Annotated in this window: 14 protein-coding genes; 7 read left to right on the top strand and 7 right to left on the bottom strand. The window is 63.4% G+C overall.

Annotated features, from left to right (window positions below; translation table 11 throughout):
• A partial coding sequence (locus tag ACFC3J_RS17635) for a class I adenylate-forming enzyme family protein (RefSeq protein WP_375197406.1) occupies positions 1-1,148 on the bottom strand: 1,148 nt, incomplete at its 3' end.
• A gap of 133 nt (positions 1,149-1,281) precedes the next feature.
• Here ACFC3J_RS17635 and ACFC3J_RS17640 point away from each other — a divergent pair.
• The 6 genes from ACFC3J_RS17640 to ACFC3J_RS17665 all read left to right on the top strand — a co-directional run bounded on the left by ACFC3J_RS17640 (position 1,282) and on the right by ACFC3J_RS17665 (position 6,706).
• Complete coding sequence (locus ACFC3J_RS17640) at positions 1,282-2,466, top strand: acyl-CoA dehydrogenase family protein (RefSeq protein ID WP_375197407.1); 1,185 nt, start codon at positions 1,282-1,284, stop codon at positions 2,464-2,466.
• A complete protein-coding gene (locus ACFC3J_RS17645) occupies positions 2,463-3,521 on the top strand; it encodes a phosphotransferase family protein (protein WP_375197408.1) in 1,059 nt (352 codons plus the stop codon). Before ACFC3J_RS17640 ends, ACFC3J_RS17645 begins: the two co-directional genes overlap by 4 nt.
• Before the next feature lie 27 nt (positions 3,522-3,548).
• Positions 3,549-4,523 carry an NAD(P)H-dependent flavin oxidoreductase gene (locus ACFC3J_RS17650; RefSeq protein ID WP_375197409.1) on the top strand — a complete coding sequence of 325 codons (975 nt, stop codon included), beginning with the start codon at positions 3,549-3,551 and terminating at the stop codon, positions 4,521-4,523.
• Positions 4,523-5,413, top strand: a complete 891-nt coding sequence (locus ACFC3J_RS17655) for a crotonase/enoyl-CoA hydratase family protein (protein WP_375197410.1) — start codon at positions 4,523-4,525, stop codon at positions 5,411-5,413. The genes ACFC3J_RS17650 and ACFC3J_RS17655 overlap by 1 nt, the downstream gene beginning before the upstream one ends.
• A 17-nt stretch (positions 5,414-5,430) precedes the next feature.
• Positions 5,431-5,850 carry a nuclear transport factor 2 family protein gene (locus tag ACFC3J_RS17660; RefSeq protein WP_375197411.1) on the top strand — a complete coding sequence of 140 codons (420 nt, stop codon included), beginning with the start codon at positions 5,431-5,433 and terminating at the stop codon, positions 5,848-5,850.
• A 76-nt stretch (positions 5,851-5,926) separates the two neighbouring features.
• Positions 5,927-6,706, top strand: a complete 780-nt coding sequence (locus tag ACFC3J_RS17665) for an SDR family NAD(P)-dependent oxidoreductase (RefSeq protein ID WP_375197412.1) — start codon at positions 5,927-5,929, stop codon at positions 6,704-6,706.
• 19 nt (positions 6,707-6,725) lie between these two features.
• Here ACFC3J_RS17665 and ACFC3J_RS17670 read toward each other — a convergent pair whose 3' ends face one another.
• Together ACFC3J_RS17670 and ACFC3J_RS17675 are read right to left on the bottom strand one after the other, a co-directional pair.
• On the bottom strand, positions 6,726-8,471 hold the full coding sequence (locus ACFC3J_RS17670; RefSeq protein WP_375197413.1) for an FAD-binding protein: 1,746 nt from the start codon (positions 8,469-8,471) through the stop codon (positions 6,726-6,728).
• Positions 8,468-9,349 carry a helix-turn-helix transcriptional regulator gene (locus tag ACFC3J_RS17675; RefSeq protein ID WP_375197414.1) on the bottom strand — a complete coding sequence of 294 codons (882 nt, stop codon included), beginning with the start codon at positions 9,347-9,349 and terminating at the stop codon, positions 8,468-8,470. Before ACFC3J_RS17675 ends, ACFC3J_RS17670 begins: the two co-directional genes overlap by 4 nt.
• Before the next feature lie 315 nt (positions 9,350-9,664).
• Between ACFC3J_RS17675 and ACFC3J_RS17680 the strand changes: the two genes are divergently transcribed.
• On the top strand, positions 9,665-12,049 hold the full coding sequence (locus tag ACFC3J_RS17680; RefSeq protein WP_375197415.1) for a TonB-dependent receptor: 2,385 nt from the start codon (positions 9,665-9,667) through the stop codon (positions 12,047-12,049).
• A 135-nt stretch (positions 12,050-12,184) separates the two neighbouring features.
• Here ACFC3J_RS17680 and ACFC3J_RS17685 read toward each other — a convergent pair whose 3' ends face one another.
• The 4 genes from ACFC3J_RS17685 to ACFC3J_RS17700 form a co-directional block, all read right to left on the bottom strand.
• Positions 12,185-13,060 carry an LLM class flavin-dependent oxidoreductase gene (locus tag ACFC3J_RS17685; protein WP_375197416.1) on the bottom strand — a complete coding sequence of 292 codons (876 nt, stop codon included), beginning with the start codon at positions 13,058-13,060 and terminating at the stop codon, positions 12,185-12,187.
• 102 nt (positions 13,061-13,162) lie between these two features.
• The gene (locus ACFC3J_RS17690) at positions 13,163-13,954 is read right to left on the bottom strand and encodes an SDR family NAD(P)-dependent oxidoreductase (RefSeq protein ID WP_375197417.1); all 792 of its coding nucleotides are present in this window, start codon (positions 13,952-13,954) and stop codon (positions 13,163-13,165) included.
• Between the two features lie 42 nt (positions 13,955-13,996).
• Positions 13,997-15,673 carry an MDR family MFS transporter gene (locus ACFC3J_RS17695; protein ID WP_375197418.1) on the bottom strand — a complete coding sequence of 559 codons (1,677 nt, stop codon included), beginning with the start codon at positions 15,671-15,673 and terminating at the stop codon, positions 13,997-13,999.
• Between the two features lie 306 nt (positions 15,674-15,979).
• Positions 15,980-16,828 (bottom strand): FAD/NAD(P)-binding oxidoreductase (locus ACFC3J_RS17700; protein WP_375197419.1); only part of this gene is annotated, 849 nt, incomplete at its 5' end.

The raw sequence follows: 16,828 nt of genomic DNA on the forward strand, positions 1-16,828 counted from the left end.
GCGCCCCCGATCCAGATCTCGCCCTGATCGCCGGGCGGCAACTGCCGTCCTTCGTCATCCATCACGATGATGTCGCAATAAGGCAGGGGACGGCCCACCTTGTCGGCATGGGTGGCGCACTGGCCAAGCGGCATCATTACAGCGGGCGAAGTGGTTTCGGTCGATCCATAGATATTGACCAGCGTCAGGCCCGGCAGTTGCGCTGCCAGCGCGCTGATCGTCGATTCCGCCATCGGCGCGCCGCCGAAGGTTCCGACCCGCCAGCTGGAAAGATCGAACCGGGCAAAGTCGGGTTCCATCAGGCACAGCTTGTACATGGCCGGAACCATGATGGCATAGCTCACCCTTTCCCGTTGGGCGATCTCAAGGAAGTCGCGCGCCTTGAAGCCGCGCTGCATCACCACCTTGCCCGCCACCCTTATGCTCAGCATCAGCACCAGCCCGATGCCGGTGACATGAGAAGCCGGGACGGACAGCGCCATCGACTCTCCATCCCGCAGCCCCAGATGCGCCTGCGATCCGATGCAGGTCGTCACCACGCCCAGATGGGTCAGGACGGCGCCTTTGGGCCGGCCGGTGGTGCCTGACGTATAGAGGATGCAGAAGGGGTCATCTTCCCCGACCGCTGACCGTTCGGGGGCGGCGCCCGCGTCAGGGCCAGCCGCCCACGCCGCAGTTTCCGCGTCAAAGGGCAACCAGTGACGCACATGCGGCAAGCTGTTCCGATCGGGCAACTGATCGGCCAGGGCATCTTCATGGATGATCGCAACGGCCCCGCTATCGGCAAGGGCGTAGGCAGTCTCCGGCGCGCGCTGGCGGATGTTCATCGGCACGTTGATGATGCCCAGCTGCGCCGCCGCCAGCAGCAGGGTCATATAGTCGGCCCGATTGTCGAGCAGCAGGGCCAGCCGGTCTCCTGCGTTCAACCCCAAAGCCGTCAACCGTATCGCGCATCGTCCGACGCGCGCCGCGAGATCGGCATAGGTCCAGCGGTCGTCCCCATCCACGATGGCGGTCGCGCCGGGCGTTCGCCGCACGGCGTCGGCGAACATGGCGCAAATATCCGCGGGCCGATCGGCATGACAGGCGACGACCCTGCCATGGTGCAGTTCCTTGCGAAGACCATGCATCGCCGTGGCGTCGGGCATCTCTCTCCTCCGGTAATCCGGGCCTCCAGGTGCAGGCTTGCCGAGTAAGGCGCCCGTCTTTGCCGGAAGCGATTTATTACACCTTGCATTGTCGTTTATAGCTTGGCAAGCGCCATATGCAGGAGGCTCTGCCATGGCACCTGCTGCTGATGATTTCGACATGACGATTGCCCTCAAAGTTGAGGCATTCGTAAGAAATGTGGTCGTTCCCTACGAGAATGACGGGCGCCGCGACTCGCATGGGCCGCTGGACTCCATGGTGGCGGAGATGCGGGCGAAGGCTCGTGACGCGGGTGTTCTGACACCCCATATCCGGCCAGACGGCAGCCATCTAAGCCATCGCGCAACGGCGCGGGTTCTGCGCGCGTCCGGCCTCTCGCCGCTGGGACCGCTCGCCTGCAACACCAATGCCCCTGATGAGGGCAATATGTTCCTGCTGGGCAAGGTCGCTAGCGAGGACCAGAAGCGGCGCTTCCTTGCGCCGCTGACCGCGGGCGAGGGGCGGTCCTGTTTCCTGATGACTGAACCGGCCGTTGAGGGTGGCGCTGGTTCCGATCCGTCGATGATGCAGACCCGCGCGGAAAAGCGGGACAACGAATGGATCGTCAACGGGCGCAAGGCGTTTGCGACCGGCTTTGACGGCGCGAAATTCGCGATCCTGATGGCCCGGACGGATCGGGATGACGGCGTTGCGGCGGCGACAATGTTCCTTGTGCCCCTGCCACATCCGGCGCTGGTGCAGGAACGGCTGATCGGCACGATTGACAGTTCGATGCCCGGCGGCCATGCGGTGGTCAGGATCGACAATCTGCGACTGCCTGAAGACGCCATATTGGGCGCGGCGCACGAGGGCTTTGCCTATGCGCAGGTTCGTCTCGCCCCCGCGCGGCTGACGCACTGCATGCGCTGGCTGGGCGCTGCCACTCGCGCGCACGAGATTGCCACCGATTATGCGGTGAAGCGGCAGGCCTTCGGCAAGGCGTTGATCGACCATGAGGGCGTGGGCTTCATGCTGGCGGACAATCTGATCGACCTTAAACAGTGCGAGCTGATGATCGACTGGTGTGCCGATGTGCTCGACGCGGGCGAAAAGGCGATCACCGAAAGCTCCATGACGAAGGTTGCGGTCTCCGAAACCCTGTTCCGGGTCGCCGACCGTTGCGTGCAGGTGATGGGCGGCACCGGCGTCAGCCACGATACCATCGTCGAGCAGGTCTTCCGTGAGATTCGCTCCTTTCGCATCTATGACGGACCGACCCAGGTGCATAAATGGTCGCTCGCCAAGAAGATCAAGCGCGAGGCGCTGACCGGAGCATGAGCGTCGAAGCGCAAAATGCCGGCACGACGGAGGTGCGTGAAGGTCACCGCTTTGATGAAGGCGCGCTGGCCGAATGGATGCGGACCCATGTTGCGGGGGCGGAAGGGCGGTTGTCGGTCCGTCAGTTCAAGGGGGGCCAGTCCAACCCGACCTTCCGCCTCGACACGCCGGGCCGTTCCTTCGTTCTGCGACGCAAGCCGCCGGGCGTGACCGTTCCGGGTGCCCATGCGGTCGACCGGGAAGCGCGGGTGATCGGGGCGTTGGGTAAGGCCGGTTTTCCGGTACCGCGCCTCTATGGCCTCTGCACCGACGACGCAGTGATCGGCACCTGGTTCTACATCATGGAATGTGTCGAAGGACGGGTGTTCTGGAATGCCCGGTTCGAAACGATCCCGCCGGAGGAGCGGCCCGTCTATTTCGACGCGATGAACGCTACGCTGGCGAGATTGCACAATTTCGATCCCGCCGCACTCGGCCTCGACGATTTCGGGAAAAGGGGCAATTATTTCGCGCGGCAGATCGCCCGCTGGTCGCGCCAATATCTGGCGGATGAGATTGCCGGGCGCGATCCCCATATGGACCGGCTGATCGAATGGCTGCCCGCCCATATCCCGGCGGGCGACGAAAGCCGCATCGTCCATGGCGACTATCGCTCCGACAATATGGTCTTCCATCCGACCGAACCGCGCGTCGCGGCCGTGCTGGATTGGGAATTGTCGACGCTGGGTCATCCGCTGGCCGACTTCACCAATCATCTGATGATGTATCGGCTGCCGCCGACCATTTTGTCCGGGCTTGGCGGGGTAGACATCGCTGCGCTGAACCTGATGTCCGAACAGGCCTATATCGACGCCTATTGCCGCCGGACCGGACGGGACGGCATCGATCATCCGGGCTTCTATCGCGCCTTCGCGCTGTTTCGGCTGGCTGCCATCTATCACGGCATCAAGGCGCGGGCGATGCGCGGCACGGCGGCTTCGGCCCATGCGGCGGAATTCGCCTCCCATTATCCGTTGCTCGCCGAACTGGGTTGGGTACAGACTGCCGGAGCCTGATTCCATGCCATCAAACAGGAAAGATTCATGAAGACGCGGATCACAGACATTACCGGCACACGCTATCCGATCATCCAGGGAGGCATGCAGTGGGTCGGTCGCGCCGAGCTGGCTTCGGCCGTTTCCAATGCCGGGGGTCTCGGCATATTGACCGCGCTCACCCAGCCGACGCCCGAAGCGCTGGCGGACGAGATTGCCCGCTGCCGGACCATGACCGACAAGCCCTTTGGCGTGAATCTTACCATCCTGCCCACCGCCCAGCCGGTCCCTTACGAGGCTTATGCGGAGGTCATCGCCACTTCCGGCATCGGCGTGGTGGAAACCGCAGGCCGCAGCCCGGCTGAATTCATCGCCCGCTTCAAGGAGGCCGGGGTCAGGATCATCCATAAATGCACCGCCGTCCGCCACGCTCTGTCGGCGCAGCGTGCCGGAGTCGATGCCGTGTCGATCGACGGGTTCGAAGCGGCCGGTCATCCGGGCGAGGACGATATTCCGGGGCTGGTGCTGATCCCCGCCGCGGCGCAGGCGCTGGACATTCCCATCCTCGCGGCGGGCGGCATGGCGACCGGCCGCAGCATGGCTGCCGCGCTGGCGCTGGGCGCCGAGGGCATCACCATGGGCACGCGCTTCATGTTGACGCGGGAAGCGCCGATCCATGAAGCGATCAAGCAGGCTGTGGTGCAGGGCAGCGAGCGCGACACGACCCTCATCTTCCGCGCCCTGCGCAACACCGCCCGCGTGTTCCGCAACGCCGTGTCGGAGGAAGTGAACGTCAAGGAACGGGAACCCGGCGCGACCTTCGAAAATATCAAGGCGCTGGTGGCGGGCGCGCGGGGCCGCGCGGCGCTGGAAACCGGCGATGTCGACGGCGGGTTGGTCTGGGCGGGCCTTGGCATCGGCCTGATGGACGACATTCCGACCTGCGCCGAACTCATCGAACGCGTCGTCGGCGAATGTCGTCAGGCGCTCGCCCGCGCCACTGCCCTGACCAGCGAGGCTTGATGACCATGGACTATCAGACGATCCGTTATGAGGTCGAGGATGACGGCCTGCTGCTGCTGACCCTGTCGCGGCCCGACAAGCTCAACGCCTTTACCGTCGAAATGTGCGAGGAACTGATCCACGCCTATAACCGCGCCAGTCAGGACGATGCCGTTCGGGTGATCGTCGTCACGGGCGAGGGCCGGGCCTTTTGCGCGGGCATGGACCTGTCGGTTGGCGGCAATGTCTTCGGTCTCGATGAAAGCCTTTCGCCCTCGATGGAGGACCTGCGGGAGCGGGGAGATGATCCCGCTATTCTGAAGGGCGTGCGCGATACCGGGGGGCGCGTGACGCTGGCCATGTATGATTGTCTCAAGCCCATTGTCGGCGCCATCAATGGCGCAGCGGTCGGCATCGGCTCCACCATGCTGCTGCCGATGGATTTTCGGTTCGCGTCGGACAAGGCGCGCTTCGGCTTCGTCTTCGGGCGGCTGGGCATCACGATGGAGGCCTGCTCCTCCTTCTTCCTGCCGCGCATCGTCGGTTTGGAACAGGCGTTGCTGTGGGCCTATCGCGCCGATATTTTCGACGCTGCCGAAGCGCATGACAAGGGACTGGTCCGCGCCGTCTTCCCGGCCGAAACGCTGCTGGATGAAGCGAAGGCCTTTGCCCGTTCGCTGGTCAAGGACCGCTCGCCCGTTTCTATCGCGCTGATGCGCCAGATGTTGAACCGCAACAGCGCCTTCAACAGCCCCTATGAGGCGCATCTGAGCGAGTCCCTGGCGGTATTCTACACCAGTCAGGCGGATGGCCGCGAAGGAGTGAAGGCATTCAACGAAAAGCGTCCGGCCGAATTTACAGGGAAGGCGTCGCAGATGCCGCCTTTCTTCCCCTGGTGGGGCGACAGGTAAGAGAAGGAGAGGATGCCATGATAACGGTTGAGGACAGGTTTGCGATCGCGGAACTGGTGGCGCGCTTCACCCGCTGTTCGGACTTTGGCGACTGGGACGGGCTGGCGCAGCTCTACACCGCCGATGTCGTGACGGAGATGGAGGGCATTGCTATCCGTTATGAAGGGATCGAGCAGCAGGTCGAACATGCCAGAGAGTCCGATCGGCAGGCCGAGGGCAAGAATCGCCACTATAATTTCAACCTGATCGTCAGCGAGGAAAATGGCGAGGTTCATGCCGACTATGCCTTCATGAACGTCAATGCCGGTCATGCGCCGATGAGTTCGAAGATCGTCGTCACCGGGCGCCAGCGCGACACCGTGGTCAGGACGGATCAGGGGTGGAAGATCGCCCGCCGCTTCGTCCGGTTCGACCAGAATGTTCAGCTAGATTTCTGAGCGGGAAAGGCGCGGACCCAAACAATCCACATCCGCCAGCTGTAATCCTGGCCAAGAATAAGATGCAGGAGAGGATATGACGGCCGACTTCTCGCCAAGGCTGGGATCGCCCCATACCGGCGTCGTGATTACCGGCGGCGCGTCGGGCATAGGGTTGGCCACGGCCCATGCGCTGGCCGCCGTTGGACGGCCGGTGGCCTTGTGGGACATCAATGCCGACGGCGCCCGCCTTGCCGCACAGGAGATAGCGGACCGTTACGGCGTGCGCGCGTTGGGGGTCAGTGTCGACCTGCGCAATTCGCAGGCCGTCACCCCTGCTGCCATGGCCACGCGGGAAGCGCTGGGCAGCGTCGGCGGTATCGTCCATGGCGCGGGCACTGCCGAAGCGACCGGCATCGATGGCGTGACGCCCGACAATTGGGACGCAGGACTTGCCCTTCACGCCCGCGCCGTCCTGCTGATGGTCCAGGCCTTCCGCGAGGACCTTCGTGCCCATCCGGGCAGCGCGGTCGTCGCCATCGCTTCGATCAACGCGACGCTTGGCAACGGTCTTATCCCCATTTACAGCGCTGCCAAGGGCGCAATCCTCTCATTGGTCCGCTCTATGGCGGACGAACTGGCGCAGGACGGCGTGCGCATCAACGCCGTCAGCCCCGGGCAGATCGACACGCCGATCATGGCGGGAACCAAGGCGGCGCTGCCCGGCCATTTCGAACGCCGGATCATGCTGGGCCGTTATGGCGAGCCGGAGGAACTGGGCCGCACGATCCGATTCCTGCTGTCCGACGAGGCGAGCTACATAACCGCGACGGAAATCGTCGTCGACGGCGGCAACATCCATTCCCAGCGCCAGTGAGGGTGAAGATGGGGGGCGGTCAGCCGCCGCCTTCAGCCGCATGGCGCCCGGCCCGCCGCCCGGAAAAGACGCAGTCCGCCACGGCCAGTCCGCTGACATACAGGTTGGAGCAGATGCCGATGGCGGTGCGTCCGGCCGCATAGAGGCCGCCAATGGGGCTGCCATCCTCGCGCAACACCTGCCCGCTGCTCTCGTCGACCTTCAACCCGCCAAGCGTCATGACGGGCAGCGGCTCATATCGTGCGGTGATTGACTGATCGACGGCGTAGAAGGGGCCGGCTCCGAACGCGTGCAGTTCTTCTCCCTCCTTGCCCAACGGGTCGGCGCTTTCGGCGCGGGCAGCGCGATTGTAATTCTCGACCGTGGCCGCGAAGGTTGCTGGATCGAAGCCCAGCTTTCGCGCCAGCGCTTCCATCGTCGGCGCCTTTTTCCGGCCCAGCCGCATGGCCAGCATTGCCGGATAGCGCTGGAAGGGCAGTATTTCGGGATGGCTGATCTGCTTGCGGGCCTGTTTCACCAGTTCCGCGTCCAGAATGAGCCAGCCCACGCCGCCATGACGCTCGACCATTTCGCTGCCGATGGCCGCGCCATAAAGGGTTTCGTTGACGAAACGCGCGCCGGTCGCATCGACCAGCATCCCGCGTGCCCAGGCGGCGGGAGGATTCAGGAAACGCCAGGCGCTGCAATGATTCAGCCGGCCTGCGGCACCGCCCACGCTCTGCCCCAGCCGGAGACCGGCGCCGGTATCGCCGGCCGTTCCCTGCGGCATGCCGTCGATATAGGCGGGCGCATGTTCGGCGATCATCTCCCGGTTGTAAATGAATCCCCCGGTGCTGAGCACCACGCCCCGGCGCGCCCGCACGGTGATGCGCCGCCGCGCCTTGCGTTCGATTGCATCGGCAGCCTTCATCAGCCGCGCTCCGATCGCCCGCGTGATGGTGGCGCCGGGATAAGCGGGCGGCAACAGGCGCGTCCAATATTCGCTTCGCCGCACCAGCCGGGCGTAATCCTGCGCGGCTTTGCCGTCGGGCGGCAGATGCTGGGCTTCTACCCCGACGACGACCCCGTCCGCGTCCACGATCAGCCGCACGGCTTCGGTCCTGCGCATGACTTTGGCGCCCAGCCGTTCGGCAGATGCGGCCAGTGGGAAATACAGCCCTGCGCCATAGCCTTCGGCTGATTTTGTCGGCGGCAGGAAGGCGCGATGCCCCCGCGCCGCCGGCCTGGCGATATGCCGATAGGGTGCGGCCAGCGAACTGTCCGAATGATAGAGATAATAGCTGGTGTGCGGATAGGATGTCTTTCCCGCATAAAGCTTGCCGGAAAAGCGCACGCCATGTTTCGTCATCCAGGCGGCGTCGTCGGCGCTGCCTTCGCAAAAGCGGCGCAGCAGATCATCGCTGACAACCCCCTGCGTTTCCTCCCGCAAATAAAGGAACATGTCCTCGACGCTGTCCTCAACGCCCGCTTCCCTTTGCGCGGTGGTGCCGCCTCCGGCGTAGAATATGCCGCCATTAACGGCCGTGGAGCCGCCCCCGCCGAACCGTTCCAGCGCCACGACGTCGGCGCCTTCCTCCAGTGCCTGAAGTGTTGCGCAGACGCCTGCGCCGCCCAGCCCGGCCACCACCACATCGGTCTCGACATCCCAGACGATCGTTTCATCCCGCTTCAGCAGGCGCGGCGCTTCGATACCCGAAATGGCGTCGCCCGCGGCAGGCACGAAGGGCGGCAAGGCGAAGGCGGGGCCATCGTGCGGCAATGTCATGCATCCTGATCCTTTTCGCTCTCGGGCATGATGGTGGCGGTGCGCTGGCGATATTCGCGGGGCGACAGGCCGGTCGCCCGCCGGAACGCCCGCGCAAAGCTGTTGGCGTGAGAAAAGCCCGCCTGCTGGGCGACCTGCTTCATCGGCACGTCGGGCTGCGCGAGTTTCAGTTTCGCCTCCTCGATGCGATAGGCGTCGATATAGGCTGAGACGGTCTTTCCGGTCAGCGCGATGAACTGCCGGTGCAGATGGCGCGGACTGATGCCGCATAATTCCGCCAGTTCGGGAATGCCCGGCATGGCCGTTCCCGATTCGATGCGCTCGCGCACCCGGCGGAACTGCCAGGGCGCGAGGCGGCTGGCAGTTTCGGCCCCCGCATTCTGGTGAAAGACGCGGCGCAGCTCGATCCGGATCAGCGCGAACAGCGCCTCCATCCCTTCCTGCGACCTGTCGAGCGGATTGACCAGTTCGCGATGGGCCAGCCGCATCAGGCTGCGCAGCGCGTCGTTCCGGATGTTGAGCAGGCCCTGAAGAAAGCTGAGTGCAGGTTCGCCCTGCCCGATGATGGCGGCCGTATTTTCATCGTCCAGCACGCACCGCATCACGCGGATCTGGCCGCCTTCCGATCGGCCGCCCAGAGCGATGCCGGGATGGCGCACGAATAATGCGCCCATGAAGCAGCGCCGATCCGGATCGAAATCGGGAAAATAGGCGGACGCGTCGGCGGCCATGGGCGGCAACGACATTTCCAGCATCAATTGCGTTTCGGTGCGCTCGAAACTGACCATGTCGGGCCAATGCCATTCGACCAGTTCGAAACGTCCCCCTGAAACAGGGCAGCGCTCCATGACGCGCGGGGTGAAATCCACCCCGCTCATCGAACGATGTCTCCAATCTCCTGCATGGCTGCTCGCCTGAATCATGCTTATTGTCTAATTCCGATTTTCTAATGCATTTGGATGATGAAATCGCCGTAAAAATCGCAATTTCGTATTTTTGGTAAAAAAACGATACGCAATCGGTTGATTGATCCGCTTGCTGAGGGGAATTTTAGCGACTAACGGAACCCAATCGGACATATTAGTGCTGTATCCGCCTCTTGCGGCCACTTTTCGCGTGAAGCCGCCGTCGATCGCGATAATGACCGTCAAAAATATATGCCAACATGGACAATGAATTAAGGGAGGATGTAAATGAAATCCGCATATCTTGCTGGCGTTGCCGGCATCGTGATTTTGCCTTTTGCGACGACTGCAAGCGCGCAGGATAATCCTGTGAATACGCCGCAGGAACAGGCTGCCAATCTGGGCGATATCGTCGTGACGGCGCGCCGTTCGGCGGAAACCTTGCAGGACGTGCCGGTTGCCGTGACTGCGCTGGGCGGCGACTTCATCGAGCGCCAGAATATCTCCAGCGCGGCCGACGTGCCGCAGTTCGCTCCCAACCTGACGGTTGAGCAGCAGCCTTCCAGCCTGTCCGCTGCAACGGTCTATATTCGCGGCATCGGCAACCAGGAACCCTCGGCCGTCTCCGAACAGGGCGTCGGTATCTATCTGGACGGCGTCTATCTCGCCCGCTCCGCAGGGGCAGTGTTCGACCTCATCGATCTGGAACGCATCGAAGTGCTGCGCGGGCCGCAGGGCACGCTGTTCGGCCGCAATACCATTGGCGGCGCGTTGCAGCTCATCTCGAAAAAGCCGGCCGACACCATGGGCGTGACGGCCAAGGCCGGTTTTGGCCGCTTCAATGACTGGTATACGCGCGCGCGGCTCGATACGGGCTATATTGTCGGTGACGTCATCAAGGCGTCGATCGCGGCGCAGCATCGCGAATCCGACGGTTATGTGAACAACACGCTCACGCCCTCCTCGAAGGACCCCGGATCGCTCAGGGCCAATTCGGTCGCGGTCGGCCTTGAAGGCGATTTCGGCGATGTGACCGTCAACTATAATTTCGATTATGACGACCGGAAGGGCACGCCCGCTTTCTTCCAGATCGTCGCGGCAACTCCGCTGGCGGAGGATTATTATTCGCAGTCGCCCAGCTACGGCGGCGATCCCTTCCTCGTCAATCCGGTTCGGCAGGGCACGGTGCAGCAGGCGGGCTATGTCGACCGCAGCGGCGACTATCGCTACACCAGCCAGACCCGCGTCCAGGGGCATGCGCTGACCATCGCCTATGAACCGATACCGGAACTCACGATCAAGTCGATTACCGGCTATCGCAAATTCTTCCAGGATACGATCCTGAACCTGTCGGGCAACGGCGTGCTGCTGGGCAAGGTGGTCGACTTCACATCGCCGACGCTGGTGTCGGTCCAGCAGGTGACGCCCTATGCCGGCAACAACGCCCCGCAGAAACAGTGGCAGTTCAGTCAGGAATTGCAGGCGCTCGGCAAGGTCGGCGACGTCAGCTACCTGCTGGGCATGTATTATTTCTACGAAAAGGCGTCGGAATATAATCGTCAGTCGCTGACCCTCGTCATGCCCGTGTCGGCGCTGACCTCGCTCGGCTTCCCTCAGTCCGCGGTGGACGGCATTACCGCCCTCAACCCGGGACTCTCGACGGTTGGCGTCAACGCCAATCCGGTTCAGGCCTTTGGCGGCACCTCCCAGTCGATGGCCGTGTTCGGTCAGGCAAGCTGGAAGCCCTCCGCGCTCAACGACAAGCTGGAAGTGACGCTGGGCGGCCGCTACACCGGCGATGACAAGACCGCCTATCTGGCGGGCGACGTCAGCCCGGTCCAGCGCGGCCGCAAGAGCTTCGACAATTTCTCCTGGCTGGCGTCGGTCTCCTATGACGTCACGCGCGGGGTGATGGTCTATGGCCGCGTGTCGACGGGCTATCGCTCGGGCGGGATCAACCCGCGCGCCAGCGTCATCAACAGCTTCGATCCGGAAAAGGCGACCGCCTATGAAGCGGGCATCAAGTCGCAGTTCCTCGACAATCGCGTGCGCCTCAACCTGGCCGGATATGTCACCGATTATGACGATCTTCAGGTCCAGCAGTTCGCCGCGGGCAGCGGCGGCGCGACCTCGCTGATCGTCAATGCGGGCAAGGTGCGGCTGTCCGGTTTCGAAGCGGAACTGACGGCGCTGCCGTTCAAGGGCTTCCAGATCGACGGTTCGGTCGGCTATGTGAAGACCAATTACAAGACCTTCCTGTTCCGCGATCCTGCCACCAATGTCCTTCTGGACGTCGCCGATGAAGCCAAGCCACTCTACACGCCGAAGTGGAGCGTGCATCTGGGCGCAGAATATTCCCATCCGATCGGCGATGCGCTGATCCGGTTGCGGGGCGACTATTCGCGCCGCACGAAGATCTGGTTCAACGCGCTCGACAATACGGCTCCTTTCAATCAGGAACTGATTTCACCGAGCCAGACCAACGTTAAGGCCCGCCTCTCCGTCGAGGAAATTCGTCTGGGAAGCGGCAAGCTGGACGTCGGCTTCTGGGGCGACAATCTGCTCAACCAGAAGCGGCTGACCTACGGCATCGATTTCGGCGCGCTGGGTTTTGCGGGCGCGACCTTCAACAAGCCGATCGCTTACGGCATCGACGCCCGCATCCAGTTCTGAGGGGGCTTTCGATCCGATTGAGAAGGCTCGGCGGCGGTTCATACAGGGGATGAGCCGCCCCGGTCAAAGCCTGGCGCGAACGGGATGGAAGGCCCGTTCGCGCTATTTTTTTGATTTTGCGGCTGGCGCGCCGCTTCAGATTTTGGCGATCACCTCGTCCGCGAAGCGGTTGAGATCGTCGATTTTCTGCTGGAGCGGCTGGCTGTCCTCTTCGACGGCATAAAGATTGCGGAAAGCCACCGGCATGTCGGTGACGCCCAGATCTTCGTGCCGCTTCACGACATCAAGGTCGATCGCGCCCATCGCGGTGGCAAAGATGCGGAACGGCCGGTCGAGCGTACCCGCCTCGGTCCGATATTGGGTGATCTTGCTGACGACATTGGCCAAATCCGCCGTGCCGCCGTCGCCGCCTGCATACATGAAGCCGTCATTGTGCGCCGCGCGCTTGTGCGCCGCATCGGAAAAGCCGCCGATCAGGATCGGGAGCGGCTTGTCCGGTACCGGATTCAGCTTGACCGGGGGCAGCTCGTAAAATTCGCCATGAAACTCGAAATAGCCGCCCGCGCACAGGCCGCGCACGATGGCGATGCATTCGTCGAACCGCTTGCCCCGCTTCTCATAGGGCACGCCCATCACTGCATAATCTTCGGGCCAGACGCTCAGGCCCACGCCCAGATTGAACCTGTTTCCGGTCAGCGCCGCAATCGAGGAAGCGAGCTTGGCCGAATAGAGCGGGGGCCGCACGGGCAGTTTGACCACGTTGGTCGTCATTTCCAGAGTTTTGGTCGCCGTGCCGATCGCCGTGGCCAGAACGAAACTCTCGATGAAGGGCTTGTTTTCCAGAAATTCTCGCCCGCCATCTTCGGTATAGCTGTAACTTGTGTCCGATGACTTGGGGTAGATCAGGCTGTCGGGGATGGTGAAACCGGCATAGCCGCTCGCTTCGGCCGCCTGGGCCAGCGGAATGTAATTGGCAACTGCCGTCATGCTTTCGGCATAGTGGAACCGCATGTCGCTCTCCTCGTCATTGGTGCTGGGCGAGAGAAATTCCGTCGCCCTTCTTCGGTCCGGTCTGCGTCCGATGTGGGCGCGCGCAGTCGAAACATATATGGCTCAGTTAAGCGTCGATCCGCCGTCCACAGCGATGCACTGGCCGTTGATCCATTCGCCGTCCCTGCTGGCGAGATGGGCGACCATGGCGGCAATGTCCTCGACTTCCCCCAAACGCATGGAGCGCCCGCGAGCCAGCACTTCCGCCTGGAAATCGCTGGGCATCGACTGGCGCGTTTCCGGGGTGACCACCAGGCCGGGCATGATGGCGTTGGCGCGAATGCCCTTCTGGCCCCATGCGCTTGCCACATGCCGGACAAGCGCGTTGATCCCGGCCTTCGCCATGGCGTAACAGGGCCGGACCGGCTCGCCCCAGACCGCGGCGGCGGAAGAGGTGTAGATCATAGCGCCACCGCCCCGTTCCAGCAGCTTTGGCAGGGCATGACGCGTGATGCGCAGCATACCCTTCAGATTGACGTCCAGCGTGCGCTCCAGCACCTCGTCGGACACGGTGAGCGCATCGCTATCCTTGAAGATCACGCGCAGGTCAGCGAAATTCGCATGGACCGCGTCGAAGCCGCCAAAGGCATCCACGGCTGCATCGATCAGAGCCGCGACAGAGTTGTCATCCGTGGCGTCGAAGGCGCATCCGATAACGCGTCCTCCGGCGCTTTCAATCTCTGCCACCAGCGTATCGATCTTCGCCCGTTCGCTCTCCGGCGAACCGACGGCCAGCGTGGCGCCCTCTGCAGCAAGGCGCAGGGCCGTTGCCCGGCCGATGCCGGTGGCGGCGCCCGCCACGATCGCGATCCTGTCCGTCATGCGACGGCATCCCATGGCCGAGGTATCAGTCATTTTTTCTCTCCGCTTCCGTTGCGCTGGTATTTTCCCTGCATCCTAGTGCGCCGCTACGGGCGCGGCATGCTGCGGCAGGGGGCGCAGGAAGATCACCAGCGGCGCCGTGCAGGCGACGCCGATGATCAGCATCCAGAACAGGTCGATGAAGGTCATCGTCAGCGCCTGGGTCTGAATCGTCTGTTCCATGACACGAAGCGCCGCATCATGCCCGCCAAGGCCGCGCGCCTGAGCCGCAAGATAGGTCTGCACATTCAGGCTGTTCGCGGACAGACTCTCCTCCATGCGGCGGCTGTGCAGCCACAGGCGCTGATCCTGCACGACGGCAATGCCGGCGAGCGCAAAGGACCCGCCGAGATTGCGCGCCGCGTTGTAGAGACCCGCCGCATCGCTCGCCAGCGAAGTCGGGACGGATCGGATCGCCGCCTGATTGAGAAACATCATCACGCAGATCGTGCCGACGCCGCGCATCAATTGGGAATCGACGAAATCGCTCCCGGTGGAGGCGGCTGTCAAAGTCGTTTCCAGATAGGCGCTCATCGTCAGCAGCAGCAGGCCGAACAGGACCGACACATGGATCGGCACATTGCGGATGGCCCAGGGCATGAAGGGCATCATCAACACCATCGGTATGCCCGACAGCAGAACGATCTGGCCGGACTGCAGCGCGTTATAATGGGCGATCAGCGACAGAAATTGCGGAATCACATAGGATGTGCCGTAAATGACCATGCCGATCATCATGGCCATGATGAACACTGCGCCGAACTGCCGGTCGAGCAGGAGGCGCAGGCGGATCACCGGCCGCCTCGCGAAAATCTGGCCCGCCAGCAGCATGGCGAAACCCGCGACTGCCGTGACCGTCAACCAGACGATTGCGGCGGATTCGAACCATTGTTCCCGCTCGCCCTCCTCCAGCACGACGGTCAGGCCGCCCAGGCCCAATATCATGCCGAAGACGCCCAGCCAGTCGGCTTCCCCGATCAGGTCGAACCGCGGCCGCTCATAGGGCATGGCGGCAAACAGCAGGATCAGCAGCGCGATGCCGACGGGCAGGTTGAGGAAGAAGGCGTAGTGCCAGCTCATATTCTCCGTCAGCCAGCCGCCCAGGATCGGCCCCATCAACGGCCCCAATATCGCTGTCGCGCCGAAGAGCGAATTGCCCACCGGCTGCTGGTGGCGGGGCAGGCGGGTGGCGATGATCGTCATCGCCGTGGGGATCAGGGCGCCGCCGGTTATGCCCTGTCCGATGCGGCCCAGAATCATGACGGTCAGGTTCGGCGCCATGCCGCAGACCATCGAAAAGGCGATGAAGCCGATGGTCGAGATGATCAGGAAATTGCGCAGCCCCAATAGCCGCTGCAACCAGCCGGCCAGAGGGATGATGACGATTTCCGCGACGATGAAGGACGTCGCGATCCAGGTCCCCTCCGTGCCGCTGGCGCCGATTTCTCCCTGAATGGTGGGCAGGGCGGAATTGACGATGGAAACGTCCAGCATCGCCATCATCGCGCCCAGCGTGCCAGCCGCCACGGCCAGCCAGTCAGACGTATTTGCGCGGCGGGTCTGAACGGCCTCGATCCCCGTCACGGGCGCGGGCCCCTTGGCCAATGCGCCCGACGCCCGCGAAGCCCATTCCGAAAGCGCGCGGGTGTCGATCGCAGCAGGGATGCCGCGCCTGCCGACGCCACATGATTCGCGGTCATGAATGTCCACCATTTCGGCAAGTCGGCTGGCAGATCTGCTTCTCCCCATGCCTTGCGGCAAGGATTATCGCAGCTACGACCGGAAATGCGGAATTAAGAGAGTAAGAGAATGACGCAAAGCGCGATGAGGGCAGACGCGCCGCTCGCCAGACACAGCAAGCGGAATGGACAGGCCAACAGCGCTGAATTGTCCGTTTCCATGATCCTCTCCCCTGCGGTTCTCTCCCATGGGGCAAGGACATCATAGCGTGTCGGCGGTCGTTGACCAAGGGCGCCGGAGAGGGCAGGGGCGGCCTTCGCTTCCGCCCCCGTCCCATCATCAACGTCCCATGGCAGCGACCGCCTCGGCCGCGCCGCGGATCGCGCCTTCAATATAGGTGACGCCAGTGCCGTCTCCGATTTCGACCACGTCATGGCCGGCGCCCCGCAACGCATTGGCGAGCGTGCTATCGCCATGCGCCCCCATGGCGACGACGACATGGTCAGCCGGGACGCTCTCCACCTCGCCGGACGCGCTGGTGAAGCTGACCGCCCCTCTGTCGATGCGGATGTGGCTCGCGCCGGGGAACATGGCGACGTCATGTTCGCGCAATTCAGCAAGCAGGCGCATCCGCCGCACCAGCAACAGGCCGCCGCCGAATTTCGGCGCCTCGCCCACTATCGTCACCTCGCGGCCGCGCTCCATCAGGAATTCGGCCAGCTCGCACCCGACCAGTTCGCCGCCGATGATGACGACCTTCTTGCCCAACGGCATCCATGTGCGGGTCGCCTTGCGCACCAGTTCCAGATTGGAGGTGGCGCCGGTCGCCGCGCCGACCTTGGTGGCGAGCCGCGTCGTCCAGCTCGTCTTTCGGCGAATCGAGGCGCTGTCCTCGCCCAGCATCATGCCGCGCAGATCATCGCCCGACAGCACGAAATCCTGATCGTTGCCGGGAATCGGCGGCATGTCGCGCACTGCGCCGGTGGCGACGATCACCTTGTCGGGCTTCAGGCTGGCGATCAGCTCGGGCGTCGCCTCCGTCTTCAGGCGCACGTCGACGGAGGACTTGCCGACCTCCCGCCGCAGCCAGTTCAACAGCCGCTCATTGGGTTCATAGGCCAGCGCTGCAAAGCGCAGCGTGCCGCCCAGCCGGTCCGCCTTTTCGATCAGCGTCACCTTCGCGCCCGC

Source organism: Sphingobium sp., assembly GCF_041987595.1.
Taxonomy (GTDB): Bacteria; Pseudomonadota; Alphaproteobacteria; order Sphingomonadales; family Sphingomonadaceae; genus Sphingobium.

Coding starts and splice junctions, on each gene's coding strand:
- ACFC3J_RS17640 (WP_375197407.1), top strand. CDS start 1,282: ATGGCACCTGCTGCTGATGATTTCGACATGACGATTGCCCTCAAAGTT.
- ACFC3J_RS17645 (WP_375197408.1), top strand. CDS start 2,463: ATGAGCGTCGAAGCGCAAAATGCCGGCACGACGGAGGTGCGTGAAGGT.
- ACFC3J_RS17650 (WP_375197409.1), top strand. CDS start 3,549: ATGAAGACGCGGATCACAGACATTACCGGCACACGCTATCCGATCATC.
- ACFC3J_RS17655 (WP_375197410.1), top strand. CDS start 4,523: ATGACCATGGACTATCAGACGATCCGTTATGAGGTCGAGGATGACGGC.
- ACFC3J_RS17660 (WP_375197411.1), top strand. CDS start 5,431: ATGATAACGGTTGAGGACAGGTTTGCGATCGCGGAACTGGTGGCGCGC.
- ACFC3J_RS17665 (WP_375197412.1), top strand. CDS start 5,927: ATGACGGCCGACTTCTCGCCAAGGCTGGGATCGCCCCATACCGGCGTC.
- ACFC3J_RS17670 (WP_375197413.1), bottom strand. CDS start 8,471: ATGACATTGCCGCACGATGGCCCCGCCTTCGCCTTGCCGCCCTTCGTG.
- ACFC3J_RS17675 (WP_375197414.1), bottom strand. CDS start 9,349: ATGAGCGGGGTGGATTTCACCCCGCGCGTCATGGAGCGCTGCCCTGTT.
- ACFC3J_RS17680 (WP_375197415.1), top strand. CDS start 9,665: ATGAAATCCGCATATCTTGCTGGCGTTGCCGGCATCGTGATTTTGCCT.
- ACFC3J_RS17685 (WP_375197416.1), bottom strand. CDS start 13,060: ATGCGGTTCCACTATGCCGAAAGCATGACGGCAGTTGCCAATTACATT.
- ACFC3J_RS17690 (WP_375197417.1), bottom strand. CDS start 13,954: ATGACTGATACCTCGGCCATGGGATGCCGTCGCATGACGGACAGGATC.
- ACFC3J_RS17695 (WP_375197418.1), bottom strand. CDS start 15,673: ATGGTGGACATTCATGACCGCGAATCATGTGGCGTCGGCAGGCGCGGC.